This is a genomic window from Citrobacter sp. Cf116 (genome assembly GCF_030336505.1).
Classification (GTDB): Bacteria; Pseudomonadota; Gammaproteobacteria; order Enterobacterales; family Enterobacteriaceae; genus Citrobacter; species Citrobacter freundii.
This window is the reverse complement of record NZ_JAOWEQ010000037.1, coordinates 258402-280550: the sequence shown is the minus strand read 5'-3', so window position 1 is coordinate 280550 and position 22149 is coordinate 258402. Positions and strand designations below refer to the sequence as shown.

Genomic DNA, 22149 nt, shown 5'->3' with positions numbered 1-22149 from the left:
GCGCCGGGTGGCGTACAGACTCACCCGGCGAAAAACTTAGGACTGCAGATACACCACTTGCGTTTGCAGGTATTCGTTCAGACCATGTTTACCATCAGCCCCGCCAATCCCGGACTTACGCCAGCCAGCGTGGAAGCCCTGCATCGCCTCGAAGTTTTCACGATTAATATAGGTTTCGCCAAACTTCAGCCCCTTAATCGCCTTCATTGCCGTATTCAGATTCTGCGTATAGATCGATGAGGTCAGACCGTAGTCGCTGTCATTGGCCATTGTCAACGCCTGTTCCAGCGTATCAAACGCTACCACTGGCAGCACCGGACCAAACGTCTCCTCGTGCATAATCGCCATCTCCTGGCGCACGTCTAACAGTAACGTCGGCGGGTAGTAATAACCTTTGCCGACAACAGCCTTACCGCCCAGCACCACTCTGGCCCCTTCCTGCACCGCTCGTGCGACTTTCTGCTCCACACGATCCAGCGCAGCGGCGTTAATCAGCGGCCCCATCGCAATGTCATTGCGTTCGGCCGGATTGCCAAACTGCACGGCTTTCATCGCCTCACCCAAACGATTAACGAACTGGTCATAGATACCTTTCTGAACGTATACGCGCTCAGCACAGTTGCATACCTGTCCGGTATTGATCACCCGCGAGTCAACAATGGCCTTCACCGCCAGCTCAAGGTCAGCATCGTCCATCACGATAGCCGGAGCTTTACCACCCAACTCAAGACAAACTTTAGTGATGTTTTTGGCCGCTGCGGCCATAATTTTTTCGCCCGCGCCGACGCTGCCGGTCATACTCACCATCGCCACCTTCGGGTTTCCGGCCAGCTCCTGACCGACCGTTTCACCGCGTCCCAGCACCAGATTAAAGACCCCGCGCGGTAAACCAATGTCATCAACAATTTTGGCAAAGGCGATGGCGTTATTCGGTGTGAATTCACTCGGCTTAATGACAATGGTATTCCCCGTCAGCAAGGCGGGAGCCAGTTTGCGGGCAATCAGGAAAAACGGGAAGTTCCACGGCAGAATACCCGTCGTCACGCCCAGTGCACGCTTAAACAGCAGGATATTCTCACCCGGGCGATCACTTTGCAGGATCTCGCCTTCATAGCGACGCGCCCACTCAGCCATGTAATCGATATAGTAGGCAGTAAACGCGACTTCAACGTCAGCCAGTTGTTGAATTTTTCCACCTTCCGCCACAATCAACGCGCTGATTTCATCGGCTCGCTGGCGGATACCCGCAGAAATTTTGCGTAACCAGTTTGCCCGTTCAATAGCAGGCAACGCTTCCCATTGCGGCTGAGCGCGATCCGCGGCATCGATCGCTTTACGCGCGTCTTCGGCACGCCCATCGGGAATACGCGAGATAATCTCTTCCGTGGCCGGATTGACGACATCAATCCAGGCGTCATCGTGCCAGGTCACAAACTGCCCATCGATATACATAGGATGTTGTACGGGTACTGACATGCGGCTCTCCTGTGATTGATTTGTTTTTAACAAGTAAAACTATTGTTAATTAATATCAATCATGCATGGCGCATTATCGCTGGAGTGGCGGTTCTGTGAACTGCTTCATAAAAGCGTCTGGAAAAGTGATGATGAAGAGAAAAAACGGGTGGGCTTTCTGCCCGTTTGCCGTAAAACGCCGACAAACGGGCAGAAGGGATTACAGCGAACGGCTCTCAAGTAAGTCGGTCAGCGCGGTATCATTTTTTAGCTGCTGCCAGGCTTGCTCAACCTCCTGAGGAATATCAACATGGGCGATAAAATCGCGGCCACGGGGCCCATAACCGGTTGCATCATCACGCAGGCGCGGAAGCTCACCGGTAATGAGAGACAGGTAACGATCCACCGACCACAGACCTTCGGCGGTCGGGGCAAAATCCACGCCGTCGCCCTGCTCAGCCAACTCGGGGACAAAACCGGGGAAACTGATCCAGCGTGGGGCCTGCGGGTCGTCACGCGTGACGCGTTCAAATGTCGCCATGGTGCGGCGCTGCATAGTAGGGTCCTGCACTACAATGACGGTCTCCATGGTTTGGGCCGCCTGACGCAGTAACGCACAACTGAACCGGGCGTTTTCCCCACTGTTGGTGGACTGATCCTCCACCCAAATTTTCTCACCGGGAATGTGCCAGAACTGGTGCGCGATATCGGCAAGGATCGCCGCTTCCGCGCGACCGGTGGTACGAATCGTGTGGTAGCGTGGATGCTCTGCGATGGCAGCATACAGAAAGGTCGTTGAGTGACCGATACCACCGCTAATCAGTAAGGGAACCTGTTGCTCTTTCGCTACCCGACAGGCTGCATCGATGGTCGGGATCACTGCGTTCCCGGCCAGAATCACGCAATCTGTCCACACCGTGATATTTTCAGCGAAATCATTTTGCGCCAGCCATTGCCCCACGGTGTTAATCGCCGCAAGGGTGGTGGCGGAAAGTGGCGGAAACTGTCTCATGTTCATGACTCCTGGAGTTTGTTCTTTACCGGATACAGATGCCGGATGGCGGCTACGCCTTATCCGGTCTACGGTCCAGCACTTCGTTAACCCGTAATCTGATCCATTGCCTGCAGGATACGCTTATCCGAAATCGGATACGGCGTGCCAAGCTGCTGGGCAAAGTAGCTGACGCGTAGCTCTTCTATCATCCAGCGGATCTCTTTGACATCGTCATCTTCGCGGCGCGCGGGCGGCAGTTTATTGAACCACTGCTGCCAGGACTGCTGCACGCTGTCCACTTTCAGCATCTGCGCGCGATCGCGGTGCGGATCGATGGCCAGTTTCTCCAGCCGTTTTTCAATCGCCTGCAAATAACGCAACGTATCGCCCAGACGTTTGAAACCGTTGCCGGTAACAAATCCGCGATACACCAGTCCGCCCATTTGCGCTTTGATATCCGCAAGCCCCAGCGCCATGGTCATATCCACGCGCCCTTTCAGACGTTTGTTGATATTAAACACTGCGGTCAGGATCTGTTCGACCTGCTTCGCAATCTCCACCACCGTATCGTTCAGTTCAGCCCGCACTTTTTCATGCAACGCCGCAAAGCCTTCTTCGGTCCACACCGGACCACCGTTGGCGTCAATTAACTGATCCACACCGCAGGAGATACAGTCGTCTATCAAATCCAGAACTTTACCGTACGGGTTAAAGTACAGTCCCAGCTTGGCTTTATTGGGCAGCTTCTCGTGCAAATATTTGATTGGCGAAGGAATATTCAGCAGCAACAGGCGGCGTAAACCGCACCACATCGCCTGCTGTTGTTCCAGCGGATTATCAAACAGTTTGATGGCAACGCTGTCACGCTCATCGACCAGCGCCGGCCACGCTTTCACCTTATAGTTACCGCGTTTTTGTTCGTAACTTTCCGGAAGTCGGCCGAAGCTCCAGATGTGCAATCCACTCTGTTCGATACCGTCATCGGCCACCGCAGACAATGTTTCCTGAACTTTGCCCTTCAGCGCATCTTTCAAATCCTGTAGCGAACGCCCTTCCTGCAGCTTCTTGTTCTTATCATCCACCACCCGGAAGGTGATTTTTAGGTGATCGGGCACCTGATCCCAGTGCCAGTCTTCACGGTCAACGGTGACGCCAGTCATGCGGCGCAGTTCACGCTCCAGCGAGTCCAGCAGCGGCAGTTCCAGCGGCGTGACGCGGCCTAAAAACGCTTCCGCATAGTTCGGTGCGGGTACAAAGTTGCGTCGTACCGGTTTTGGTAACGACTTAATCAGGGCGATCACCAGTTCGCGGCGCAGCCCTGGAATTTGCCATTCAAAACCGCTCTCGTCGATCTGGTTGAGCAGCGGGAGTGGAATATGTACGGTCACACCGTCCGCATCGGCTCCGGGTTCGAACTGGTAGCTCAGGCGCAGCTTAAGATTACCCTGATGCCAGAAGTTCGGATAATCCAGCTTACTGATTTTCTCCGCGCCCTCTTTGATGAGCATGCTCTTTTCAAAGTTGAGCAGATCCGGTGTTTCACGGCTGACCTTTTTCCACCAGCTATCAAAGTGACGAGCAGAAACCACCTCATGGCTGATACGTTGGTCGTAGAACTCAAACATCGTTTCGTCATCGACGAGAATGTCACGGCGGCGTGATTTGTGCTCTAACTCTTCCACCTCCGCTCGTAGTTTCAGGTTATCGCGGAAAAACGCATGGCGCGTTTGCCAGTCACCTTCCACCAGCGCATGACGAATGAACAGTTCACGCGATAACGCAGGGTCAATCTGGCTGTAATTCACCTTACGGGCCGCAACAATCGGTAAGCCGTAGACAGTGACTTTTTCTGTCGCCATCACAGCACCCTGCGCGCGTTCCCAGTGCGGCTCACTGTATGAACGTTTGATCAGATGCTGGGCTACCGGCTCCACCCATTCAGGATCGATACGCGCGGCAATGCGTCCCCACAAGCGGCTGGTTTCCACCAACTCCGCTACCATCGTCCACTTCGGCGGTTTTTTGAATAAACCTGACCCCGGGAAGATCGAGAAGCGAGCGTTACGCGCCCCGGTAAACTCCTGTTTATCGGTATCTTTCATCCCGATATGAGACAGTAAACCGGTCAGCAACGCGACGTGGATCTCCCGATATTCAGCAGGTTCGCTGTTAACCGGAATACCCAACTCTTTCACCACCTGGCGCAGTTGCGTGTAGATATCCTGCCACTCTCGCACGCGCAGATAGTTCAGAAAGTCGACTTTGCACTGGCGACGAAACTGGTTTGACGACAACGCTTTTTGCTGCTCGCCGAGATAGTTCCACAGGTTCACAAACGCGAGGAAATCAGACTCTTTATCGTGGAAACGGCGGTGCTTCTCGTCGGAAGCCTGCTGCTTGTCCATTGGACGCTCGCGCGGATCTTGAATGGACAATGCCGAGGTAATGATCATCGCCTCACGTACGCAGCCATGTTTTTGCGCTTCCAGCACCATGCGCGCCAGACGCGGATCCACCGGCAGTTGCGACAGTTGACGGCCCAACGGCGTTAACTTGTAAGCGGTTGCCTGTTCGTCGGTGGTTATCGCCCCCAGCTCTTCGAGCAGGCGTACACCGTCCTGAATATTGCGCTTATCCGGCGCTTCAACAAACGGGAACGCCGCGATATCGCCCAGCCCCAACGCGGTCATCTGCAAAATAACGGATGCCAGGTTGGTACGCAGGATCTCCGGGTCGGTAAACTCCGGACGCGACAGGAAATCGTCTTCGGAATACAGACGAATACAGATCCCTTCCGACACACGACCGCAGCGGCCTTTACGCTGGTTGGCAGAAGCCTGCGACACCGGTTCAATCGGCAAGCGCTGAACTTTGGTGCGGTAACTGTAGCGACTGATACGCGCGGTGCCCGGATCAATGACGTATTTGATTCCCGGAACGGTCAGCGACGTTTCTGCCACGTTGGTCGCCAGCACGATACGGCGACCACTGTGCGACTGGAATACACGGTTCTGCTCACTGTTTGAAAGACGCGCATACAGCGGCAACACTTCGGTGTGGCGTAAATCCAGTTTATTCAGGGCATCGGCGGTATCACGGATTTCACGTTCGCCGCTCATGAAGATCAGAATGTCGCCCTGACTTTCACGGCCTAACTCATCTACGGCATCAAAAATCGCCTGCAGTTGGTCACGCTCGGTGTCATCTGCATCTTCAACAATCGGGCGATAGCGCACTTCCACCGGATACGTTCGGCCGGAGACTTCGATAATCGGCGCGTTATTGAAATGCTTTGAAAAGCGTTCAGGATCGATGGTCGCCGAAGTGATGATAATTTTTAGATCCGGGCGACGCGGCAGAAGTTCTTTCAGATAGCCGAGCAGAAAGTCGATATTCAGACTGCGTTCATGCGCTTCATCGATGATGATAGTGTCGTACTGCATTAGCAGCCGATCCTGTTGGATTTCCGCCAGCAGGATACCATCCGTCATCAGCTTGACCATGGTGTTATCACTGACATGATCGCTGAAACGAACTTTATAACCAATACAGCCGCCCGGCTCGGTCTGCAGCTCTTCCGCAATACGGTTCGCCACGGTGCGCGCCGCCAGACGACGCGGCTGGGTATGGCCGATCAGCCCTTTTACCCCGCGCCCCAGTTCCATACAGATTTTGGGTAACTGGGTGGTTTTCCCCGAGCCGGTCTCGCCAGCAACAATCACCACCTGATGATCGCGAATTGCGTCCAGAATATCCTGTTTTTTCTGGCTGACGGGCAGGTTTTCCGGATAGCTGATTTCCGGACGCGCCGCTTCACGCAGCACAACTTTACCGGCTGCCTGCTCAATCTCTTTCGCCATCTCCTGGTAAATGGCCTGTTGTGCATCAGGATTTTTAACCTTCTTCACACCGTGCAGGCGGCGGGCAAAACGCTGTCTGTCACGCAGCATCAATGAATCCAGCTGTTGCTGCAACATGGTGAAGGTTAATTTTTGTTGTTCTGTCATAGCGTTAAAAGGCAGTGCTCTGCCGGGTTAAATCTCTTTTAGATGATGGGTATAGAGTACCACATCGGCGCTTTTCATGTGTTGTTCAATAATTTCGAACATAGGATTCGATATATTGCGCTATCACTGCGACAGGATTGTGAATAAAGTGTCAACAAGCAACGGGGCTCTCCCCCTTCAAACACATAAAAGGAAACACCCATGAGCAAGGTATTAGTTCTTAAATCCAGTATTCTGGCAGGGTACTCTCAGTCTGGTCAGTTGTCTGATTATTTTGTTGAACAGTGGCGTGAAAAGCACTCTGCTGATGAAATCACTGTCCGTGACCTGGCTGCAAATCCTGTACCGGTACTGGATGGCGAACTGGTGGGTGCGATGCGCCCGAGCGATACACCGCTGACGCCGCGTCAGCAGGAAGCGCTGGCGCTGTCCGATGAGCTGATTGCTGAGCTGAAAGCGCATGATGTGATTGTTATCGCCGCGCCGATGTACAACTTCAACATCCCAACGCAGTTGAAAAACTACTTTGACCTGATTGCCCGCGCTGGTGTGACTTTCCGTTATACCGAGAAAGGCCCGGAAGGTCTGGTGACGGGTAAACGCGCTGTGGTGCTGACCAGCCGTGGTGGTATCCATAAAGATACACCAACCGACCTGATCACGCCGTACCTGAACGTATTCCTGGGCTTTATCGGCATCACCGACGTGAATGTCGTCTTTGCTGAAGGTATTGCTTACGGCCCGGAAGTGGCGTCTAAAGCACAATCCGACGCGAAAGCCGCTATCGACAGCGTAGTCGCTGCCTGATAATTCCCCCTCTCACCGTCCGGTGAGAGGGTTTCTCCGGCACTTACTTCTTTACCTGTACCCGTATCTGTTTGCCGTGAATGCGATTAATATCACGCCAAATGGTTGCATAATCCCTGCATTTCGCCAGATTCTCTTCCCAGCAATGAAGCAAAAATTGTTCAGGCTCCGCGACATCCCGGCTTAACAGTTTGAATACCCAACGATTCCAGACATACCACTTGAGAAGCCACATGATTTCACCCCACAACGCGACCGGTGTTGGACTATATCAGCATCCATTTTATGCCGTGTGGCAACTATTGCGATGTCGATGAGTAAGTCAGCGTCGTGACCGGGGGTTGTGTACAAAGAGATTTATTCTTTCCGCAACCACTTACCATTTATACCCTGGACATATTCACCCGGTTTAGCGCGAGCAACCAGCTTTTGCCCGGCCATTTTTGCTACTTCATCTGGCGGAATATTATTGCTCTCTGCCAGTTGCTGATAGCTGGCGTTGCGCGCTTTATTAATCTCACTCACCAGTGCCTGCGTTTCGGCATCGGTTTGCAATGCAACCAGATAGCCATTGAGCGTTTCTCCTACTCGACCCTGAGCTCTGGCTTCATTCAGGGTCAATGCCCACGCATTGCTACTGAGTAAACTCAGGACGACCAGCGCCACTGCAAACTGTTTTCTCATCATGACCTCAGAACAAATCGCTGCGCGATTTCAATAAGCTTTCGACGTCTTTATCAACTTTGATATGGATCTCATGCTCGATTTTGACGTTCATATTAATAGTGATGGGCTCTTTTGGCGCAGCCACTTCGATTCTGGGAGTGCACCCTACCAGCAGAGATGAAGCCAGCAGACCCAGCATGGCAGCTATCGTTTTCATTGTTGTTCCTCACATTCCTTGCCTTCCGGGCAATGGGTTTCCGGCAGCGCTGCATTTTGTTCAAGCCATGCCTGTAAATTGTCGCCAAAACGCAAGCTGCGCCATAGCGTAAAGACGTTTTCCTCGTGGGTATAATTCAAATTAACTGTACCTACTTTGCCATCCACCCGACTATTGCCAGTCACGGTTGACTGCATGGTTAAGACACCGAGGTTATCCAGATTTATTTTCGTCCACGAATGGCTTATTTCCATATAACGCAGCCAGTTAATGGCCGCCCCCGCCGCCATGTTATCTTTGACGACCGCATCCGCGGTGTCCTTATCAATACGCAACGTCATCGGCCCCGGATTAGTCAACCAGCCGTCTTTGATTATCCATTTTTCGTTATCCAGCCATAATGGCAACGCGCCACTGACCGGGCCAGACATGGCGAACTGTTTGGGGTTAACCGCACTGATAAGCTCGCTGGAAGAGATATTCTGCACTCGCAATAAGGCCGGATCGTGCTGCGGCATCCGCAGTTGCTGCATGATGATTTTACCCCCCAGCAGATCAGCGCTGACATCGCTCAACAATAACGGGTTGTTTTCACTCCAGGGGTACGCCCCCTGCAGATCGGCGGCGATATTTTTCACCGTCACCTGATTCACCACTTCCGCAATACGCAGTGAAATAGGTCCACGCGTACCCAGTTGCCATGCACCTTCACTAAACCGGAAAGGCAATACAAAATCGACACCGTTGATTTGGTTATCGGGCATCCAGGCGCTACCGCCTTTTAACACTCCATGACCGCCCGCTTCAAAGCCCTGCTCCGGGGCTGCCGAAAACGCGACCTGCGCATACAGCTCACCTTCTCGTAGCTTCATTTTCCAGTCAGGTGGGATCAGAGGTTGGAATACGGTGAGCGATTGTTTTGGCCACCAGGCCTGTCCGCGCAGGCGGATACCGTCCCAACGACCATTCAACTGTACGGGCCCAATCGCCCCAGCGTGAAGCTGGCCTTTGAACTGGAAGATTGTCGGATCGCTACCATCGACGCTAAACTTCAGCGTCGATGGTGGTAACACGCTTCCCCCGGTGAAGGTGGTGTTACCTGCGTCCAGCGATAGCGCGCCGCTAAATGTCGGTTTGGTTGCATCCCGCACCCAGACTATCGGTTCGTCCATCACCAGACGTGGGTTTTCCACCTTCATCGTGCCGTATTGCAGATGATCAAATCCGGTGGAAAGATCAAATAGCTTCAGGGTATTGTCATGCCATTCCCCCTTACCCGCTACGTCCCAACGGGCATGCATTGGCGTAAAGCTGCCTTCACCCCAATATCGCCACTGCCAACGACCAGCATCAGGAAGAAAATCATTTGCCAGGCCATCCAGATGCAGTTCAAAGCCCCCCATCTGGTTTTCATGCGCACGTAAAATAGCCTGCAGACGCCCATCGACACCGCGTTGCGTGACTTTTACCCCTGCCAGCGGCCAGCGAATCTCGTCAATATCCAGCGAATCAATCACCCGCCCACGTGAGCGCAGCAGCGCCCCTGGCTCGAAAGCCAATTGCGGATCGTTCAGACTTCCGGTGAGTCTCGCGGGTAATTTCGCGTAGAAGATCAGATCGCCCTGTTTCGCTTCACCGGTCAACTGTAGCGGCATCTCGCTACTATCCATGCCAAGCTTACCCGGCCCCAGCGTTAATACGGCATTTCCTTTACCGGCGTCGCCATGCGTCAGAACGTTCAGACGCCCACTCACCACCGCGTTTTCCAGTCCTCCCTGCCAGTTTTCAACTTTCATGCCCAGCCGGCCACTTAACGGGAATCCCTGATAAGGCCAGTTCCAGCGTCCGTCGCTGATGGTCAGTTGCTGGCGTGTTATTTCCCACGGAAGGTCAAGCAGAGGATCGGCATTATCCCGCGCCATGACGATCAGTTGTCCGCTGTTTTGTTGCCACTCCAGTTCGGCGTCCACAAGCGTAGGTTCTTGCGGCATACTTAACGTCGCAACCGCATGACCGCTTACCGGCAGTCCATCGGGCACCAGTGGCATAGTAAATTCACCGACCAGTCTTACCGGCGGCTGGCCTTCAAATGCCGCAACATCCAGCTCAGTTACTGTGAGGTTTTGCCCGTGCAAACGCCCCTGGAATTTAACTTTTTCCCCCTGGTAACGCAGCTGTTGAGTGGAGGGAGTGAGCGAGAGTGACAGTTTTCCCTGCCATTCCTGCCATGGAGAGAGAATAAGTTTGTCGATGTTAATCCAGGTATTAGGCAGCATTGACTGCCATTCAGCCAGCGTTTTGGGCGCTACTGGCGACGGCTCGGTCTGCGGCAATTTGGCCAGGCAAGCTGAGTCCAGCTCGATGGTCCCGACATTCAGCAACCAGCGGCTGGGGTGAGACAGATCCGCCTGAGTAATGCGCGCTAGCGGACAATCTTCAACCAGATAGCGGAGTTCAGGTATATGTAACCCATGCCGTGTCAGCCGCGGGCTCTCGTCCAGCGCGATGCGTGTTCCAACGGGTAACCAGATACCCACCAACGTAGGCACCCACAGGCCAAGCGTCATCACTAGCGTCAGCGGCACGAGAATCAATAATAAGAGGAGTGCCAGAACGGCTTTATATTTACCCTTCATGGGTAGTTAATATCCTGATTTAGCAAAAATTTAAGCCGGTTTAGGCCCGTATTGTGGCATGTTTAACTGGATATGCCCACATTAAGGATAGATAACCGTTTTATAGGCACGCTGTTACACGTGCCGTCGGGGATATTAAGATTCAGACTCAATGGGGCCTCAGTTGTCCATCGCTATGTTTAGGTCCTATACGACCTGCTTCTATCAGAATTTCTTCAATGAGTTCTTCGAGGCACTCCCTACCATGATGATCGCAGACCAGATGTACCTGCCGGGAAATCTCATCAGGTTTCATACCATCGCATAATGCCGCCTTCAGCATTAAGGTGGCCCATCGTTTTGCTTCAGAGTGAGTTAACATGACTCCTCCCGATATTTGCTACCTGTATAAGCGTAGCTGTCAGGATGTGATTCGGCTGGCTTTTTAACCACGTTGTCTTTACCGGCATGAGCTGAATGAAAATTATCCAGTTGTTGAAAACGCGTAATCTGCCCACACTAACCAGATATACGTTGGAATTATTCATTACGTCCATGACTATCAATAACTTTTTATATTTTGTAAAATAATTTGAATTGGATTAATGTGACGTCAAAATCACTGGAGAAAGTCTTATGAAACTCGCCATCTATAGTACAAAACAGTACGACAAGAAGTATCTGCAGCAGGTTAACGAGGCTTTTGGTTTTGAACTTGAATTCTTTGACTTTCTGTTGACGGAAAAAACAGCCAAAACCGCCCATGGCTGCGAAGCCGTGTGCATTTTCGTCAACGACGATGGTAGCCGCCCTGTTCTGGAAGAGCTGAAAAAGCATGGCGTGAAATATATCGCGCTACGTTGTGCCGGGTTCAACAACGTCGATCTCGACGCTGCAAAAGAGCTGGGTATGCAGGTCGTACGTGTGCCAGCCTATTCACCGGAAGCCGTCGCTGAGCATGCGATTGGCATGATGATGACGCTGAATCGCCGCATTCACCGCGCTTATCAGCGTACCCGTGATGCCAACTTCTCTCTTGAAGGGCTGACCGGCTTTACCATGTATGGCAAAACGGCTGGGGTGATCGGTACCGGTAAAATCGGTATTGCGGCCCTGCGGATCCTGAAAGGTTTTGGTATGCGCCTGCTGGCGTTTGATCCCTACCCAAGCGCTGCTGCGCTGGAGTTAGGTGTTGAATATGTCGATCTTAAAACGCTATTTGCCGAGTCCGATGTCATCTCTCTGCACTGCCCGTTAACACCGGAGAATTATCATCTGCTCAATCACGAAGCCTTTGAGCAAATGAAAAACGGCGTGATGGTGATTAACACCAGCCGCGGGGCGTTGATCGATTCGCAAGCCGCTATCGATGCGCTGAAAAACCAGAAAATTGGTTCTCTGGGTATGGACGTGTATGAAAACGAACGCGATCTGTTCTTTGAAGATAAATCCAATGACGTGATTCAGGATGATGTGTTCCGTCGCCTGTCGGCCTGTCATAACGTGCTGTTTACCGGGCATCAGGCGTTCCTGACCGCCGAAGCGTTAACCAGCATTTCTGAGACTACGCTACAGAATCTGGCACAAATCTCCAAAGGCGAAACCTGTCCAAACGCCCTCTTCTGATTTCCGTGCTCCCCTGGATTCAGGGGAGCATTTTCAGACAATCACCGATGATAAAACACTCAGTATCATTATTATATTGAATGTATTCCCGTCACAAACCCAGAGAAATAGAATGAAGAAAGTTGTCACGTTGATTGCGCTCAGCATGCTGATGGCTGGCTGTGTGAGCAATGGAAAAGTGTCCGTCAATCGCGAACAGTTGCAGCATCACCGCTTCGTTTTGCAGAGCGTCAATGGCAAGCCGGTAACCGTCGCCAATAACCCACCTGAATTAAGTTTCGGTGAAAATATGACAGTGTCGGGAAAAATGTGTAATCAGTTCCATGGTCAGGGCAAGCTGTCCGACGGTGAATTAAAAGTGAAAGACATGGCAATGACGCGCATGATGTGCGCCGATCCACAGCTTAACGCGCTCGACGGCATCGTCAGCGAGATGTTTAAGCAAGGCGCACAGGTTGATCTGACTGCTGACCAGTTAACACTGGCTACGGCAGAACAAACGTTGACGTTTAAACTGGCAGATTTAATGTAGTAAAAGCAGTGGCTCAATAATTCCCACAGCTTCCGGCGGCAAGCGACTGCTCACTACAGCGTTTGCCGTTAGGTAATGCACACATGCCGATGGCAGAACCATCCAGTTGGCGTGCCACGGAGAGCGAACCTCCAATCATGGCGCAATTTGCCTCTCCAGAACTGGACATTGCGGCCTTCATCCCCGGTGCGACATGAGCGGCGGTTGCCTGCTGAACAGGTTCACTGCTGCACGCCGATAATAATAACGCGGCACACCCTACCCAAAACGCTGCGCGCATCTTACTCCCCTCTGAAAATTAACCAAACGACACAGCCATAAATAATAGGCAGCGGAAACATTGCCGTCGAGAGGCAAAATGCGCATTTATGCGTGCTGTTTACATTTTCTGGCAATTTTTTGGCTACTCCTTTGATCAAACCATTCATTCTGATTATTCCCAGGACACAAAAGCGAAAATCTGTCTTTAGCGCTTTTGCTAAAATAGAAAGATAACTACAGGATCCGCCGCGGTTACGCGGGTCCCTCTTTTTGCGCAATGTAAGGGTGTCAGTATGATCACAATTGACGGTAATGGTGCGGTTGCTTCAGTCGCATTTCGTACCAGCGAAGTTATCGCCATCTACCCGATTACGCCCAGTTCGACGATGGCTGAACAGGCAGATGCCTGGGCTGGAAACGGGCTTAAAAACGTCTGGGGAGATACCCCTCGCGTCGTAGAAATGCAGTCAGAAGGCGGCGCAATCGCGACCGTTCACGGTGCATTGCAGACCGGTGCGCTCTCTACGTCGTTTACCTCATCGCAGGGTCTGTTGCTGATGATCCCAACGCTGTACAAACTGGCCGGTCAGTTGACGCCATTTGTGCTGCACGTTGCCGCGCGTACCATTGCTACTCATGCGCTGTCTATCTTCGGTGACCATTCCGACGTAATGGCAGTGCGCCAGACAGGGTGCGCGATGCTGTGTGCCAGCAGCGTGCAGGAAGCACAGGACTTTGCGCTCATTTCACAAATGGCCACTCTGAAAAGTCGGGTTCCGTTTATTCATTTCTTTGATGGTTTCCGCACATCGCATGAAATCAATAAAATTGTGCCGCTGGCCGATGACACGATCCTCAGCCTGATGCCGCAAGCTGAAATTGATGCGCATCGTGCCCGCGCGCTGAACCCTGAACATCCCGTTATTCGCGGGACATCTGCGAACCCGGATACCTACTTCCAGTCGCGTGAAGCGACAAACCCCTGGTACAACGCGGTTTACGAAAACGTCGAACAGGCGATGAACGACTTCGCCGCGGCGACGGGCCGCCAGTATCAACCCTTTGAGTATTACGGTCATCCACAGGCGGAACGTGTCATTATCTTGATGGGTTCTGCAATTGGTACCTGCGAAGAAGTCGTCGAAGAGTTGCTTGCTCGTGGAGAGAAAGTTGGCGTCCTGAAAGTTCGGCTGTTCCGCCCATTCTCTGCCAAACATTTACTGCGCGCCCTGCCGGAAACCGTACGCAGCATCGCCGTTCTGGATCGCACTAAAGAGCCGGGTGCCCAGGCAGAACCGCTGTATCTGGATGTAATGACCGCGCTGGCGGAAGCCTTTAACTGCGGAGAGCGGGAAACCCTACCACGCGTAATTGGCGGGCGTTATGGCCTTTCTTCCAAAGAGTTTGGCCCGGACTGCGTCATGGCGGTCTTTACTGAGCTGAGTAGCGCGAAGCCGAAACCTCGCTTTACGGTTGGTATCTATGATGATGTCACCAACCTGTCACTACCGCTACCGGAAAACACCCTGCCCGGTACCGCGAAGCTCGAAGCGCTGTTCTACGGTCTGGGCAGTGACGGCAGCGTGTCGGCCACCAAAAATAATATCAAGATTATCGGTAACTCGACGCCGTGGTATGCGCAGGGTTATTTCGTGTATGACTCGAAAAAAGCAGGCGGTCTGACGGTTTCTCATCTGCGCGTCAGCGAGCAGCCTATTCGATCAGCGTATCTGGTTTCACAAGCCGATTTTGTTGGCTGTCACCAACTGCAATTTATCGATAAGTATCAGATGGCCGAGCGCCTGAAACCAGGCGGGATCTTCCTGCTTAATACGCCTTACAACGTGGATGAAGTCTGGGCGCGTTTGCCGCAGGAAGTTCAGGCAGTACTGAATCAGAAGAAGGCCCGTTTCTACGTGATTAATGCGGCCAAAATCGCTCGCGAATGCGGTCTGGCAGCGCGTATTAACACCGTTATGCAAATGGCATTCTTCCATTTGACGCAAATCTTACCCGGCGACAGCGCGTTGGTTGAATTGCAGGGTGCGATTGCGAAAAGCTATAGCAGTAAAGGTCAGGATCTGGTTGAACGTAACTGGCAGGCGTTGGCTCTGGCGCGTGAATCCGTCGCCGAAGTGGCACTCCAGCCAGTTGACCCGCACAGCGCTAACCGCCCACCGGTGGTTTCTGATGCCGCGCCGGATTTCGTGAAAACCGTTACCGCGGCAATGCTCGCCGGTCTGGGTGATGCTCTTCCCGTATCCGCGCTGCCGCCAGACGGCACCTGGCCAATGGGCACCACGCGTTGGGAAAAACGCAATATCGCCGAAGAGATCCCCATCTGGAAGGAAGAGCTGTGTACCCAGTGTAACCACTGCGTTGCCGCTTGCCCGCACTCGGCAATCCGCGCCAAAGTGGTTTCACCAGAAGCGATGGAAAACGCCCCTGCCAGCCTGCATTCTCTGGATGTGAAATCACGCGATATGCGCGGTCAGAAATATGTCCTGCAGGTTGCGCCTGAGGATTGCACCGGTTGTAATCTGTGCGTCGAAGTGTGTCCGGCGAAAGACAGGCAGAACCCGGAGATCAAGGCCATCAATATGATGTCGCGCCTTGAGCATGTTGAAGAAGAAAAAGTTAACTATGACTTCTTCCTCAATCTGCCGGAAATAGACCGCACTAAACTGGAACGCATTGATATTCGTACCTCGCAGTTGATAACGCCGCTGTTTGAATATTCCGGCGCCTGCTCGGGCTGTGGTGAAACGCCGTATATCAAACTGCTTACGCAGCTGTACGGCGACCGCATGCTGATCGCCAATGCGACTGGCTGTTCATCGATTTATGGCGGTAACCTGCCCTCAACACCGTATACCACCGACGCCAACGGTCGTGGGCCAGCGTGGGCAAACTCACTGTTTGAGGATAACGCCGAGTTCGGTCTGGGCTTCCGTCTGACGGTAGATCAGCACCGTGTGCGCGTTATGCGTTTATTGGAACAGTTTGCCGATAACATTCCGGCTGAACTGAATGACGCCCTGCACGCTGAAGCGACGCCAGAAGTACGCCGTGAACAAGTTGCCGCGTTGCGCCAGCACCTGAAAGATGTCGAAGGCGCACAGCAGCTGTTAACCGATGCCGACGCGCTGGTCGAGAAATCCATCTGGCTGATTGGCGGCGATGGCTGGGCTTACGATATTGGCTTTGGCGGCCTGGATCACGTCCTGAGTCTGACCGAGAACGTCAATATTCTGGTGCTGGATACTCAATGTTACTCCAACACGGGTGGACAAGCGTCGAAAGCCACGCCGCTCGGGGCTGTCACCAAATTTGGCGAACACGGCAAGCGCAAGGCGCGTAAAGATCTTGGCGTCAGTATGATGATGTACGGGCATGTTTATGTCGCGCAGATCTCTCTGGGCGCACAGTTGAACCAGACGGTGAAAGCGATTCAGGAAGCAGAAGCCTATCCGGGTCCGTCGCTGATTATCGCCTATAGCCCATGTGAGGAGCACGGTTACGATCTCGCGCTAAGCCACGATCAGATGCGCCAGCTGACGGCGACCGGATTCTGGCCGCTGTACCGCTTTGATCCGCGTCGTGCAGATGAAGGTAAATTGCCGCTGGCGCTGGACTCTCGCCCACCGTCAGACGCGCTGGCCGAAACATTGCTTAACGAGCAGCGCTTCCGCCGCCTGAATGCCCAACAGCCAGAAGTTGCTGAGCAGCTGTGGAAAGACGCCGCCGCCGATCTGCAAAAACGCTACGACTTCCTGGCCCAACTGGCAGGTAAAGCAGAAAAGAGCGGTGCCGAGTAATACATTTATCTCAGTATTTGCCTGGAACCAAAAAAAAAGCCCGAACAGTTGTTCGGGCTTGTCAATTTATTCGCTGGCTAATTAATAATTACCATCAATATACCAACGAAAAATAAAACGTGACAATAAAGGCATATAACACGCGCAGAATAGCCCAACAAAATTCAATTGTATAATTTTTATTTTATATATTTTCACGCAACACATTCATCGCAATTATCATCATTTCCGTAGAATTATTTATTTAAGGTTTTACTTAAGGCGTAACAATTCATATTTATCTCTTTACGGAACTTCTCCTTTAGCATGCTTTTACTCCCTACATGGGTAGTCACAGGTTAATAAAAAAACTAAAGGATTATTTCAATGAACAGAAAAGTACTGGCTCTCGTAATTCCTGCCCTGCTGGCTGCAGGCGCTGCTCACGCTGCTGAAGTTTATAATAAAGACGGCAACAAATTAGATCTCTACGGTAAAGTAGACGGCCTGCGTTATTTCTCTGATGATGCCAACAAAGATGGCGATCAGACTTATGTTCGTGGCGGCTTCAAAGGCGAAACTCAGATCAACGATATGCTCACCGGTTACGGTCAGTGGGAATATCAGGTCAATGCCAACACCACTGAAGGCAACCGCAACAATAATTTCACTCGTCTGGCCTTTGCCGGTCTGAAATTCGGCGACTACGGCTCATTCGACTACGGCCGTAACTACGGCGTACTGTACGACGTAGAAGGCTGGACAGATATGCTGCCTGAGTTCGGCGGTGACTCCTACACCTATGCTGATAACTTTATGACCGGCCGTGCTAACGGCGTAGCGACCTACCGTAACACTGACTTCTTCGGTCTGGTGAACGGTCTGAACTTTGCACTGCAGTATCAGGGCGCGAACGAGCAAGCGGGTGATGAGCAGGAAGGTACCGGTAACGGCAGCGATCGTAACGTGCAGAACTCTAACGGCGACGGTTTCGGTATCTCCTCTACCTACGATCTGGGTATGGGTGTAAGCTTCGGTGCGGCTTACTCGACTTCTGACCGTACTAACGATCAGGTTAACGCTGGTAAAGCTGGCGGCAACGTTGCCGGCGGTGATACAGCTGACGCATGGACTACCGGCCTGAAATACGATGCAAACAACATCTACCTGGCAACCATGTACTCCGAAACCCGTAACATGACTCCGTACGGCGACAGCGGCGTGGCGAACAAAACTCAGAACTTCGAAGTCACTGCACAGTACCAGTTCGATTTCGGTCTGCGTCCGGCTGTGTCTTTCCTGATGTCTAAAGGTAAAGATCTGAACGCTACCGACGGTGACAAAGACCTGGTTAAATATGCTGATATCGGCGCTACCTACTACTTCAACAAAAACATGTCCACCTATGTTGATTACAAAATCAACCTGCTGGACGAAGACGACAGCTTCTACACTCGTAACAACATCTCTACTGATGACGTAGTTGCATTAGGTCTGGTTTACCAGTTCTAATCCGTCAGCCCGCTGGCAACAGCGGGCTATTCTTTCTTTGATAACCAATCTGTTTTATCCAGATCGAAATATTATATCTATTGTATTAAAACACGCCTTTGATAGATGATATCTTGCATTAAGACCTGTAGTAGAGGATACCTGCAATGAATCATCATCCTGTAAAATCATCCCGTATTGCATCCGTCGGCTATGACGAATCCTCTCACACGCTGGAAATTCGCTTTCACCAATTGGCTACCCTGCAATATCAGCCTGTCCCTGCCCGTATTTTTCGTGATTTCCTGAGCGTGGTCTCGAAAGGTCGATTTTACGACGGCGTAATAAAAGGCAAGTTTCCTGAAATCAAAATAAAGTGATGCCAAAATGTGATCTTTGTCATTGTACATAAAGTGCCATTACGCGGTAAGCTTTAGGTGGATACTTAAACAGGAGGTTTTATGAACAGAACGATTCTTGTACCCATCGATATTTCAGACTCAGAATTAACTCAACGCGTTATTGCCCATGTTGAAGCAGAGGCCAAAATTGACGATGCGCAGGTCCATTTTCTGACCGTAATTCCGTCACTGCCCTATTACGCTTCTCTGGGACTGGCCTACTCGGCAGAGTTACCGGCCATGGACGATCTGAAAGCCGAAGCAAAATCTCAACTGGAAGAGATTATCAAGAAGTTCAATATCCCAACGGACAGAGTGCACATTCATGTCGCAGAAGGTGCGCCGAAAGATAAGATTCTGGAGATCGCCAAAAAATTACCGGCTGATATGGTCATTATTGCCTCACACCGACCTGACATCACCACCTACCTGCTGGGCTCTAACGCCGCAGCAGTAGTGCGTCATGCGGAGTGTTCGGTACTGGTAGTCCGCTAAGCTTTCAGGCCCGCACATCGCTGCGGGCTTTTTGTTTCTACCACTTATACCCCACGATTCCTGTCCTAAATGTGCTGACATTTTTCCCGCTTATCCGTACCATACACGCCACAGTTTTTATATCAGACTTCTTTTGCCGGACTATCCGGCGTGATGCATACTCTTCTGATGCCACACTATGAATTGAGCCTCTATTAAATGTCGCAAAATCAAGATATTAGCAAGAAAGAACAATACAACCTGAACAAATTGCAAAAACGTCTGCGTCGTAACGTGGGCGAAGCCATTGCCGACTTCAATATGATCGAAGACGGCGATCGCATTATGGTGTGTCTTTCCGGCGGGAAAGACAGCTATACCATGCTGGAGATCCTGCGTAATTTGCAGCAAAGCGCCCCGATCAGTTTTTCCTTGGTTGCGGTTAACCTCGATCAAAAACAACCCGGCTTCCCAGAACACATTCTGCCGGAGTATCTGGAACAGCTGGGCGTTGAGTACAAGATTGTCGAAGAAAACACTTACGGGATCGTCAAAGACAAAATCCCTGAAGGCAAAACGACCTGCTCGCTCTGCTCTCGCTTGCGTCGCGGTATTCTGTACCGTACGGCAACCGAGTTAGGTGCCACCAAGATTGCGCTCGGCCACCATCGCGACGACATCCTGCAAACGCTGTTTTTAAACATGTTCTACGGCGGAAAAATGAAAGGTATGCCGCCGAAGCTGATGAGTGATGACGGTAAGCACATCGTGATCCGCCCGCTGGCTTACTGCCGTGAGAAAGATATCGAGCGCTTCTCCGAAGCGAAAGGTTTCCCGATTATTCCGTGCAATCTGTGCGGCTCACAGCCTAACCTGCAGCGTCAGGTCATTGCTGACATGCTGCGTGACTGGGACAAACGCTATCCAGGTCGGATTGAAACCATGTTCAGTGCGATGCAGAACGTTGTGCCTTCACATCTGAGCGATATCAATCTGTTCGATTTTAAAGGCATTAAGCACGGTTCAGAGGTTGTGGACGGCGGTGATTTAGCGTTCGATCGTGAAGAGATCCCGCTACAGCCTGCGGGCTGGCAGCCAGAAGAAGATGATGCTCAACTGGATGAGTTACGCCTGAACGTGGTGGAAGTGAAGTAAGTCGATTATGTAAACGCCCTATCAGGCCTACAACGAGCATATACCCGTTGTAGGCCTGATAAGCGGAGCGCCATCAGGCACTCCAATGGGTATTTATTTCAATAAACGAACTCGGCAAGTCTTGCCTTTAATCTTACCGTTTTGCAATTGTTTCCACGCCTTGTGCGCTATGTTCTGGCGAACGGCGACATAGACGTGTGCTGGATGAACGGCAATTTTGCCGATATCGGCGCCATCCAGGCCAATATCACCGGTCAGAGCCCCCAGAACATCACCAGGACGCATTTTAGCCTTTTTGCCACCATCAATGCATAATGTCGCCATCTCTGCTTCCAGCGGCAGGATTGACACGTTAGCTGGCGCTGGCAGCCAGTTCAGCTTCAATTGCAGCATTTCAGAAAGAATATTGGCACGCTGTGCTTCTTCCGGCGCACAGAAACTAATCGCCAGACCGCTGTTACCGGCTCGCGCGGTACGTCCGATACGATGGACATGAACCTCCGGATCCCACGCCAGTTCGAAGTTAACTACCAGTTCGAGTGATTTAATATCCAGGCCACGTGCGGCCACATCGGTGGCAACCAGAACGCGTGCGCTGCCGTTGGCAAAACGCACCAGCGTCTGGTCGCGATCGCGCTGTTCAAGATCGCCATGCAGTGAAAGTGCGCTTTGCCCCGCCGCATTCAATGCGTCACACACGGCCTGACAGTCTTTTTTGGTGTTGCAAAAAACGACGCATGAAGCAGGCTGATGCTGGCTGAGCAATTTTTGCAGCAGCGGAATTTTTCCGTGGCTGGAGGTTTCGAAAAACTGCTGTTCAATCGCCGGTAACGCATCGACCGTATCAATTTCAATGGTTAATGGATTTTGTTGCACCCGGCCACTGATAGCGGCAATGGCTTCCGGCCAGGTCGCAGAAAACAGCAAGGTCTGGCGAGAAGCTGGTGCAAAGCGAATGACATCATCAATTGCATCGCTAAAGCCCATATCCAGCATGCGGTCGGCTTCATCCATAACCAGCGTATTCAGGGCTTCCAGAGAAACGGTGCCTTTTTGCAGGTGGTCGAGTAAACGCCCCGGCGTGGCGACAATAATATGAGGCGCATGCTGCAGAGAGTCACGCTGTGCGCCAAAGGGCTGCCCACCGCACAGCGTTAAGATCTTGGTGTTTGGCAGAAAGCGCGCTAAACGACGCAGTTCACCCGCCACCTGGTCGGCAAGCTCTCGGGTTGGGCACAGCACCAGAGACTGCGTCTGAAACAGCGCGGCATCAATATGCTGTAATAGCCCAAGACCAAAAGCAGCCGTTTTGCCACTGCCGGTTTTAGCCTGCACGCGAACATCTTTACCCGCCAGGATTGCCGGTAATGCAGCAGCCTGAACAGGCGTCATTTCAAGATAACCCAGCTCGTTAAGGTTCTCGAGTTGAGCAGCAGGTAAAACATTCAGGGTTGAAAAAGCGGTCACAATTTAATCTCGCGGTAAAAACTCACATTCAGCAGGCGCGTATCCTCGCAGATCTACGCCCACGATGCGACAATTTAATAGGTTCTTCATCCGGCGGCGGATCCGGCATTGGCTGCGGGCGAGGAATGGGAACCGGGTCAGTCGGGAGCGAATCCGTGTGCGCAGTTGCAATCAGACAGGTCAT

18 protein-coding genes are annotated in these 22149 nt (G+C 52.0%); 8 read left to right on the top strand and 10 right to left on the bottom strand.

What is annotated here, in order from left to right; translation table 11 throughout:
- Window positions 1-36: 36 nt before the first annotated feature.
- The 3 genes from aldA to hrpA all read right to left on the bottom strand — a co-directional run bounded on the left by aldA (window position 37) and on the right by hrpA (window position 6456).
- Entirely contained in the window at window positions 37-1476 is a 1440-nt protein-coding gene (gene aldA, locus OGV74_RS10735; protein ID WP_057064302.1) for an aldehyde dehydrogenase, read from the bottom strand.
- Window positions 1477-1675: 199 nt separating this feature from the next.
- Window positions 1676-2473, bottom strand: coding sequence for a YdcF family protein (locus OGV74_RS10730; RefSeq protein WP_199880180.1), 798 nt, complete (start codon window positions 2471-2473; stop codon window positions 1676-1678).
- Between the two features lie 80 nt (window positions 2474-2553).
- Entirely contained in the window at window positions 2554-6456 is a 3903-nt protein-coding gene (gene hrpA / locus OGV74_RS10725) for an ATP-dependent RNA helicase HrpA (RefSeq protein WP_057064298.1), read from the bottom strand.
- Window positions 6457-6657: 201 nt separating this feature from the next.
- Here hrpA and azoR point away from each other — a divergent pair, with 201 nt between their 5' ends.
- Window positions 6658-7263, top strand: a complete 606-nt coding sequence (gene azoR / locus OGV74_RS10720) for an FMN-dependent NADH-azoreductase (RefSeq protein WP_003020341.1) — start codon at window positions 6658-6660, stop codon at window positions 7261-7263.
- A 43-nt stretch (window positions 7264-7306) separates the two neighbouring features.
- Here the strand turns inward: azoR and OGV74_RS23290 are convergent, their stop codons facing one another.
- The 4 genes from OGV74_RS23290 to OGV74_RS10705 all read right to left on the bottom strand — a co-directional run bounded on the left by OGV74_RS23290 (window position 7307) and on the right by OGV74_RS10705 (window position 10782).
- On the bottom strand, window positions 7307-7498 hold the full coding sequence (locus OGV74_RS23290) for a hypothetical protein (RefSeq protein WP_003020344.1): 192 nt from the start codon (window positions 7496-7498) through the stop codon (window positions 7307-7309).
- A 122-nt stretch (window positions 7499-7620) separates the two neighbouring features.
- A complete protein-coding gene (locus OGV74_RS10715; protein WP_003840834.1) occupies window positions 7621-7947 on the bottom strand; it encodes a YdbL family probable chaperone protein in 327 nt (108 codons plus the stop codon).
- A 7-nt stretch (window positions 7948-7954) separates the two neighbouring features.
- Window positions 7955-8146: a YnbE family lipoprotein gene (locus OGV74_RS10710; protein WP_003020350.1), complete on the bottom strand. Its 192-nt coding sequence runs from the start codon at window positions 8144-8146 to the stop codon at window positions 7955-7957.
- Window positions 8143-10782, bottom strand: a complete 2640-nt coding sequence (locus tag OGV74_RS10705) for a YdbH family protein (RefSeq protein ID WP_086504116.1) — start codon at window positions 10780-10782, stop codon at window positions 8143-8145. The genes OGV74_RS10710 and OGV74_RS10705 overlap by 4 nt, the downstream gene beginning before the upstream one ends.
- A 615-nt stretch (window positions 10783-11397) precedes the next feature.
- Here OGV74_RS10705 and OGV74_RS10700 point away from each other — a divergent pair.
- Together OGV74_RS10700 and hslJ are read left to right on the top strand one after the other, a co-directional pair.
- Window positions 11398-12387, top strand: coding sequence for a 2-hydroxyacid dehydrogenase (locus OGV74_RS10700; RefSeq protein ID WP_003020354.1), 990 nt, complete (start codon window positions 11398-11400; stop codon window positions 12385-12387).
- Between the two features lie 112 nt (window positions 12388-12499).
- The gene (gene hslJ, locus OGV74_RS10695; protein ID WP_003840829.1) at window positions 12500-12919 is read left to right on the top strand and encodes a heat shock protein HslJ; all 420 of its coding nucleotides are present in this window, start codon (window positions 12500-12502) and stop codon (window positions 12917-12919) included.
- Window positions 12920-12932: 13 nt separating this feature from the next.
- Here hslJ and OGV74_RS10690 read toward each other — a convergent pair whose 3' ends face one another.
- The gene (locus OGV74_RS10690) at window positions 12933-13199 is read right to left on the bottom strand and encodes a putative hemolysin (protein ID WP_003020360.1); all 267 of its coding nucleotides are present in this window, start codon (window positions 13197-13199) and stop codon (window positions 12933-12935) included.
- Window positions 13200-13473: 274 nt separating this feature from the next.
- Here OGV74_RS10690 and nifJ point away from each other — a divergent pair, with 274 nt between their 5' ends.
- The 5 genes from nifJ to ttcA all read left to right on the top strand — a co-directional run bounded on the left by nifJ (window position 13474) and on the right by ttcA (window position 20498).
- A complete protein-coding gene (nifJ, locus tag OGV74_RS10685; RefSeq protein WP_061550118.1) occupies window positions 13474-16998 on the top strand; it encodes a pyruvate:ferredoxin (flavodoxin) oxidoreductase in 3525 nt (1174 codons plus the stop codon).
- Between the two features lie 366 nt (window positions 16999-17364).
- Window positions 17365-18489 (top strand): porin OmpC, encoded by a 1125-nt coding sequence (gene ompC, locus OGV74_RS10680; RefSeq protein ID WP_003020364.1) that lies wholly within the window; start codon window positions 17365-17367, stop codon window positions 18487-18489.
- A gap of 146 nt (window positions 18490-18635) precedes the next feature.
- Entirely contained in the window at window positions 18636-18848 is a 213-nt protein-coding gene (locus OGV74_RS10675; RefSeq protein WP_003020366.1) for a KTSC domain-containing protein, read from the top strand.
- A gap of 81 nt (window positions 18849-18929) precedes the next feature.
- The gene (uspF, locus tag OGV74_RS10670) at window positions 18930-19364 is read left to right on the top strand and encodes a universal stress protein UspF (protein ID WP_003020369.1); all 435 of its coding nucleotides are present in this window, start codon (window positions 18930-18932) and stop codon (window positions 19362-19364) included.
- 198 nt (window positions 19365-19562) lie between these two features.
- Window positions 19563-20498 (top strand): tRNA 2-thiocytidine(32) synthetase TtcA, encoded by a 936-nt coding sequence (gene ttcA, locus OGV74_RS10665; RefSeq protein WP_003833209.1) that lies wholly within the window; start codon window positions 19563-19565, stop codon window positions 20496-20498.
- A 93-nt stretch (window positions 20499-20591) separates the two neighbouring features.
- Here the strand turns inward: ttcA and dbpA are convergent, their stop codons facing one another.
- The gene (gene dbpA / locus OGV74_RS10660; protein ID WP_003843930.1) at window positions 20592-21965 is read right to left on the bottom strand and encodes an ATP-dependent RNA helicase DbpA; all 1374 of its coding nucleotides are present in this window, start codon (window positions 21963-21965) and stop codon (window positions 20592-20594) included.
- A gap of 28 nt (window positions 21966-21993) precedes the next feature.
- Window positions 21994-22149, bottom strand: coding sequence for a proline-rich small protein YnaL (gene ynaL / locus OGV74_RS10655; protein ID WP_086504118.1), 156 nt, complete (start codon window positions 22147-22149; stop codon window positions 21994-21996).

What these genes read in the sequence shown, in the direction of transcription:
- OGV74_RS10715 (WP_003840834.1), bottom strand. Translation starts at nt 7,947, where the DNA reads ATGAGAAAACAGTTTGCAGTGGCGCTGGTCGTCCTGAGTTTACTCAGT.
- hslJ (WP_003840829.1), top strand. Translation starts at nt 12,500, where the DNA reads ATGAAGAAAGTTGTCACGTTGATTGCGCTCAGCATGCTGATGGCTGGC.
- OGV74_RS10675 (WP_003020366.1), top strand. Translation starts at nt 18,636, where the DNA reads ATGAATCATCATCCTGTAAAATCATCCCGTATTGCATCCGTCGGCTAT.
- OGV74_RS10700 (WP_003020354.1), top strand. Translation starts at nt 11,398, where the DNA reads ATGAAACTCGCCATCTATAGTACAAAACAGTACGACAAGAAGTATCTG.
- nifJ (WP_061550118.1), top strand. Translation starts at nt 13,474, where the DNA reads ATGATCACAATTGACGGTAATGGTGCGGTTGCTTCAGTCGCATTTCGT.
- OGV74_RS10705 (WP_086504116.1), bottom strand. Translation starts at nt 10,782, where the DNA reads ATGAAGGGTAAATATAAAGCCGTTCTGGCACTCCTCTTATTATTGATT.
- ttcA (WP_003833209.1), top strand. Translation starts at nt 19,563, where the DNA reads ATGTCGCAAAATCAAGATATTAGCAAGAAAGAACAATACAACCTGAAC.
- OGV74_RS10710 (WP_003020350.1), bottom strand. Translation starts at nt 8,146, where the DNA reads ATGAAAACGATAGCTGCCATGCTGGGTCTGCTGGCTTCATCTCTGCTG.
- ompC (WP_003020364.1), top strand. Translation starts at nt 17,365, where the DNA reads ATGAACAGAAAAGTACTGGCTCTCGTAATTCCTGCCCTGCTGGCTGCA.
- azoR (WP_003020341.1), top strand. Translation starts at nt 6,658, where the DNA reads ATGAGCAAGGTATTAGTTCTTAAATCCAGTATTCTGGCAGGGTACTCT.
- OGV74_RS10690 (WP_003020360.1), bottom strand. Translation starts at nt 13,199, where the DNA reads ATGCGCGCAGCGTTTTGGGTAGGGTGTGCCGCGTTATTATTATCGGCG.
- uspF (WP_003020369.1), top strand. Translation starts at nt 18,930, where the DNA reads ATGAACAGAACGATTCTTGTACCCATCGATATTTCAGACTCAGAATTA.
- OGV74_RS23290 (WP_003020344.1), bottom strand. Translation starts at nt 7,498, where the DNA reads ATGTGGCTTCTCAAGTGGTATGTCTGGAATCGTTGGGTATTCAAACTG.
- hrpA (WP_057064298.1), bottom strand. Translation starts at nt 6,456, where the DNA reads ATGACAGAACAACAAAAATTAACCTTCACCATGTTGCAGCAACAGCTG.
- OGV74_RS10730 (WP_199880180.1), bottom strand. Translation starts at nt 2,473, where the DNA reads ATGAACATGAGACAGTTTCCGCCACTTTCCGCCACCACCCTTGCGGCG.
- ynaL (WP_086504118.1), bottom strand. Translation starts at nt 22,149, where the DNA reads ATGACCTGTCTGATTGCAACTGCGCACACGGATTCGCTCCCGACTGAC.
- aldA (WP_057064302.1), bottom strand. Translation starts at nt 1,476, where the DNA reads ATGTCAGTACCCGTACAACATCCTATGTATATCGATGGGCAGTTTGTG.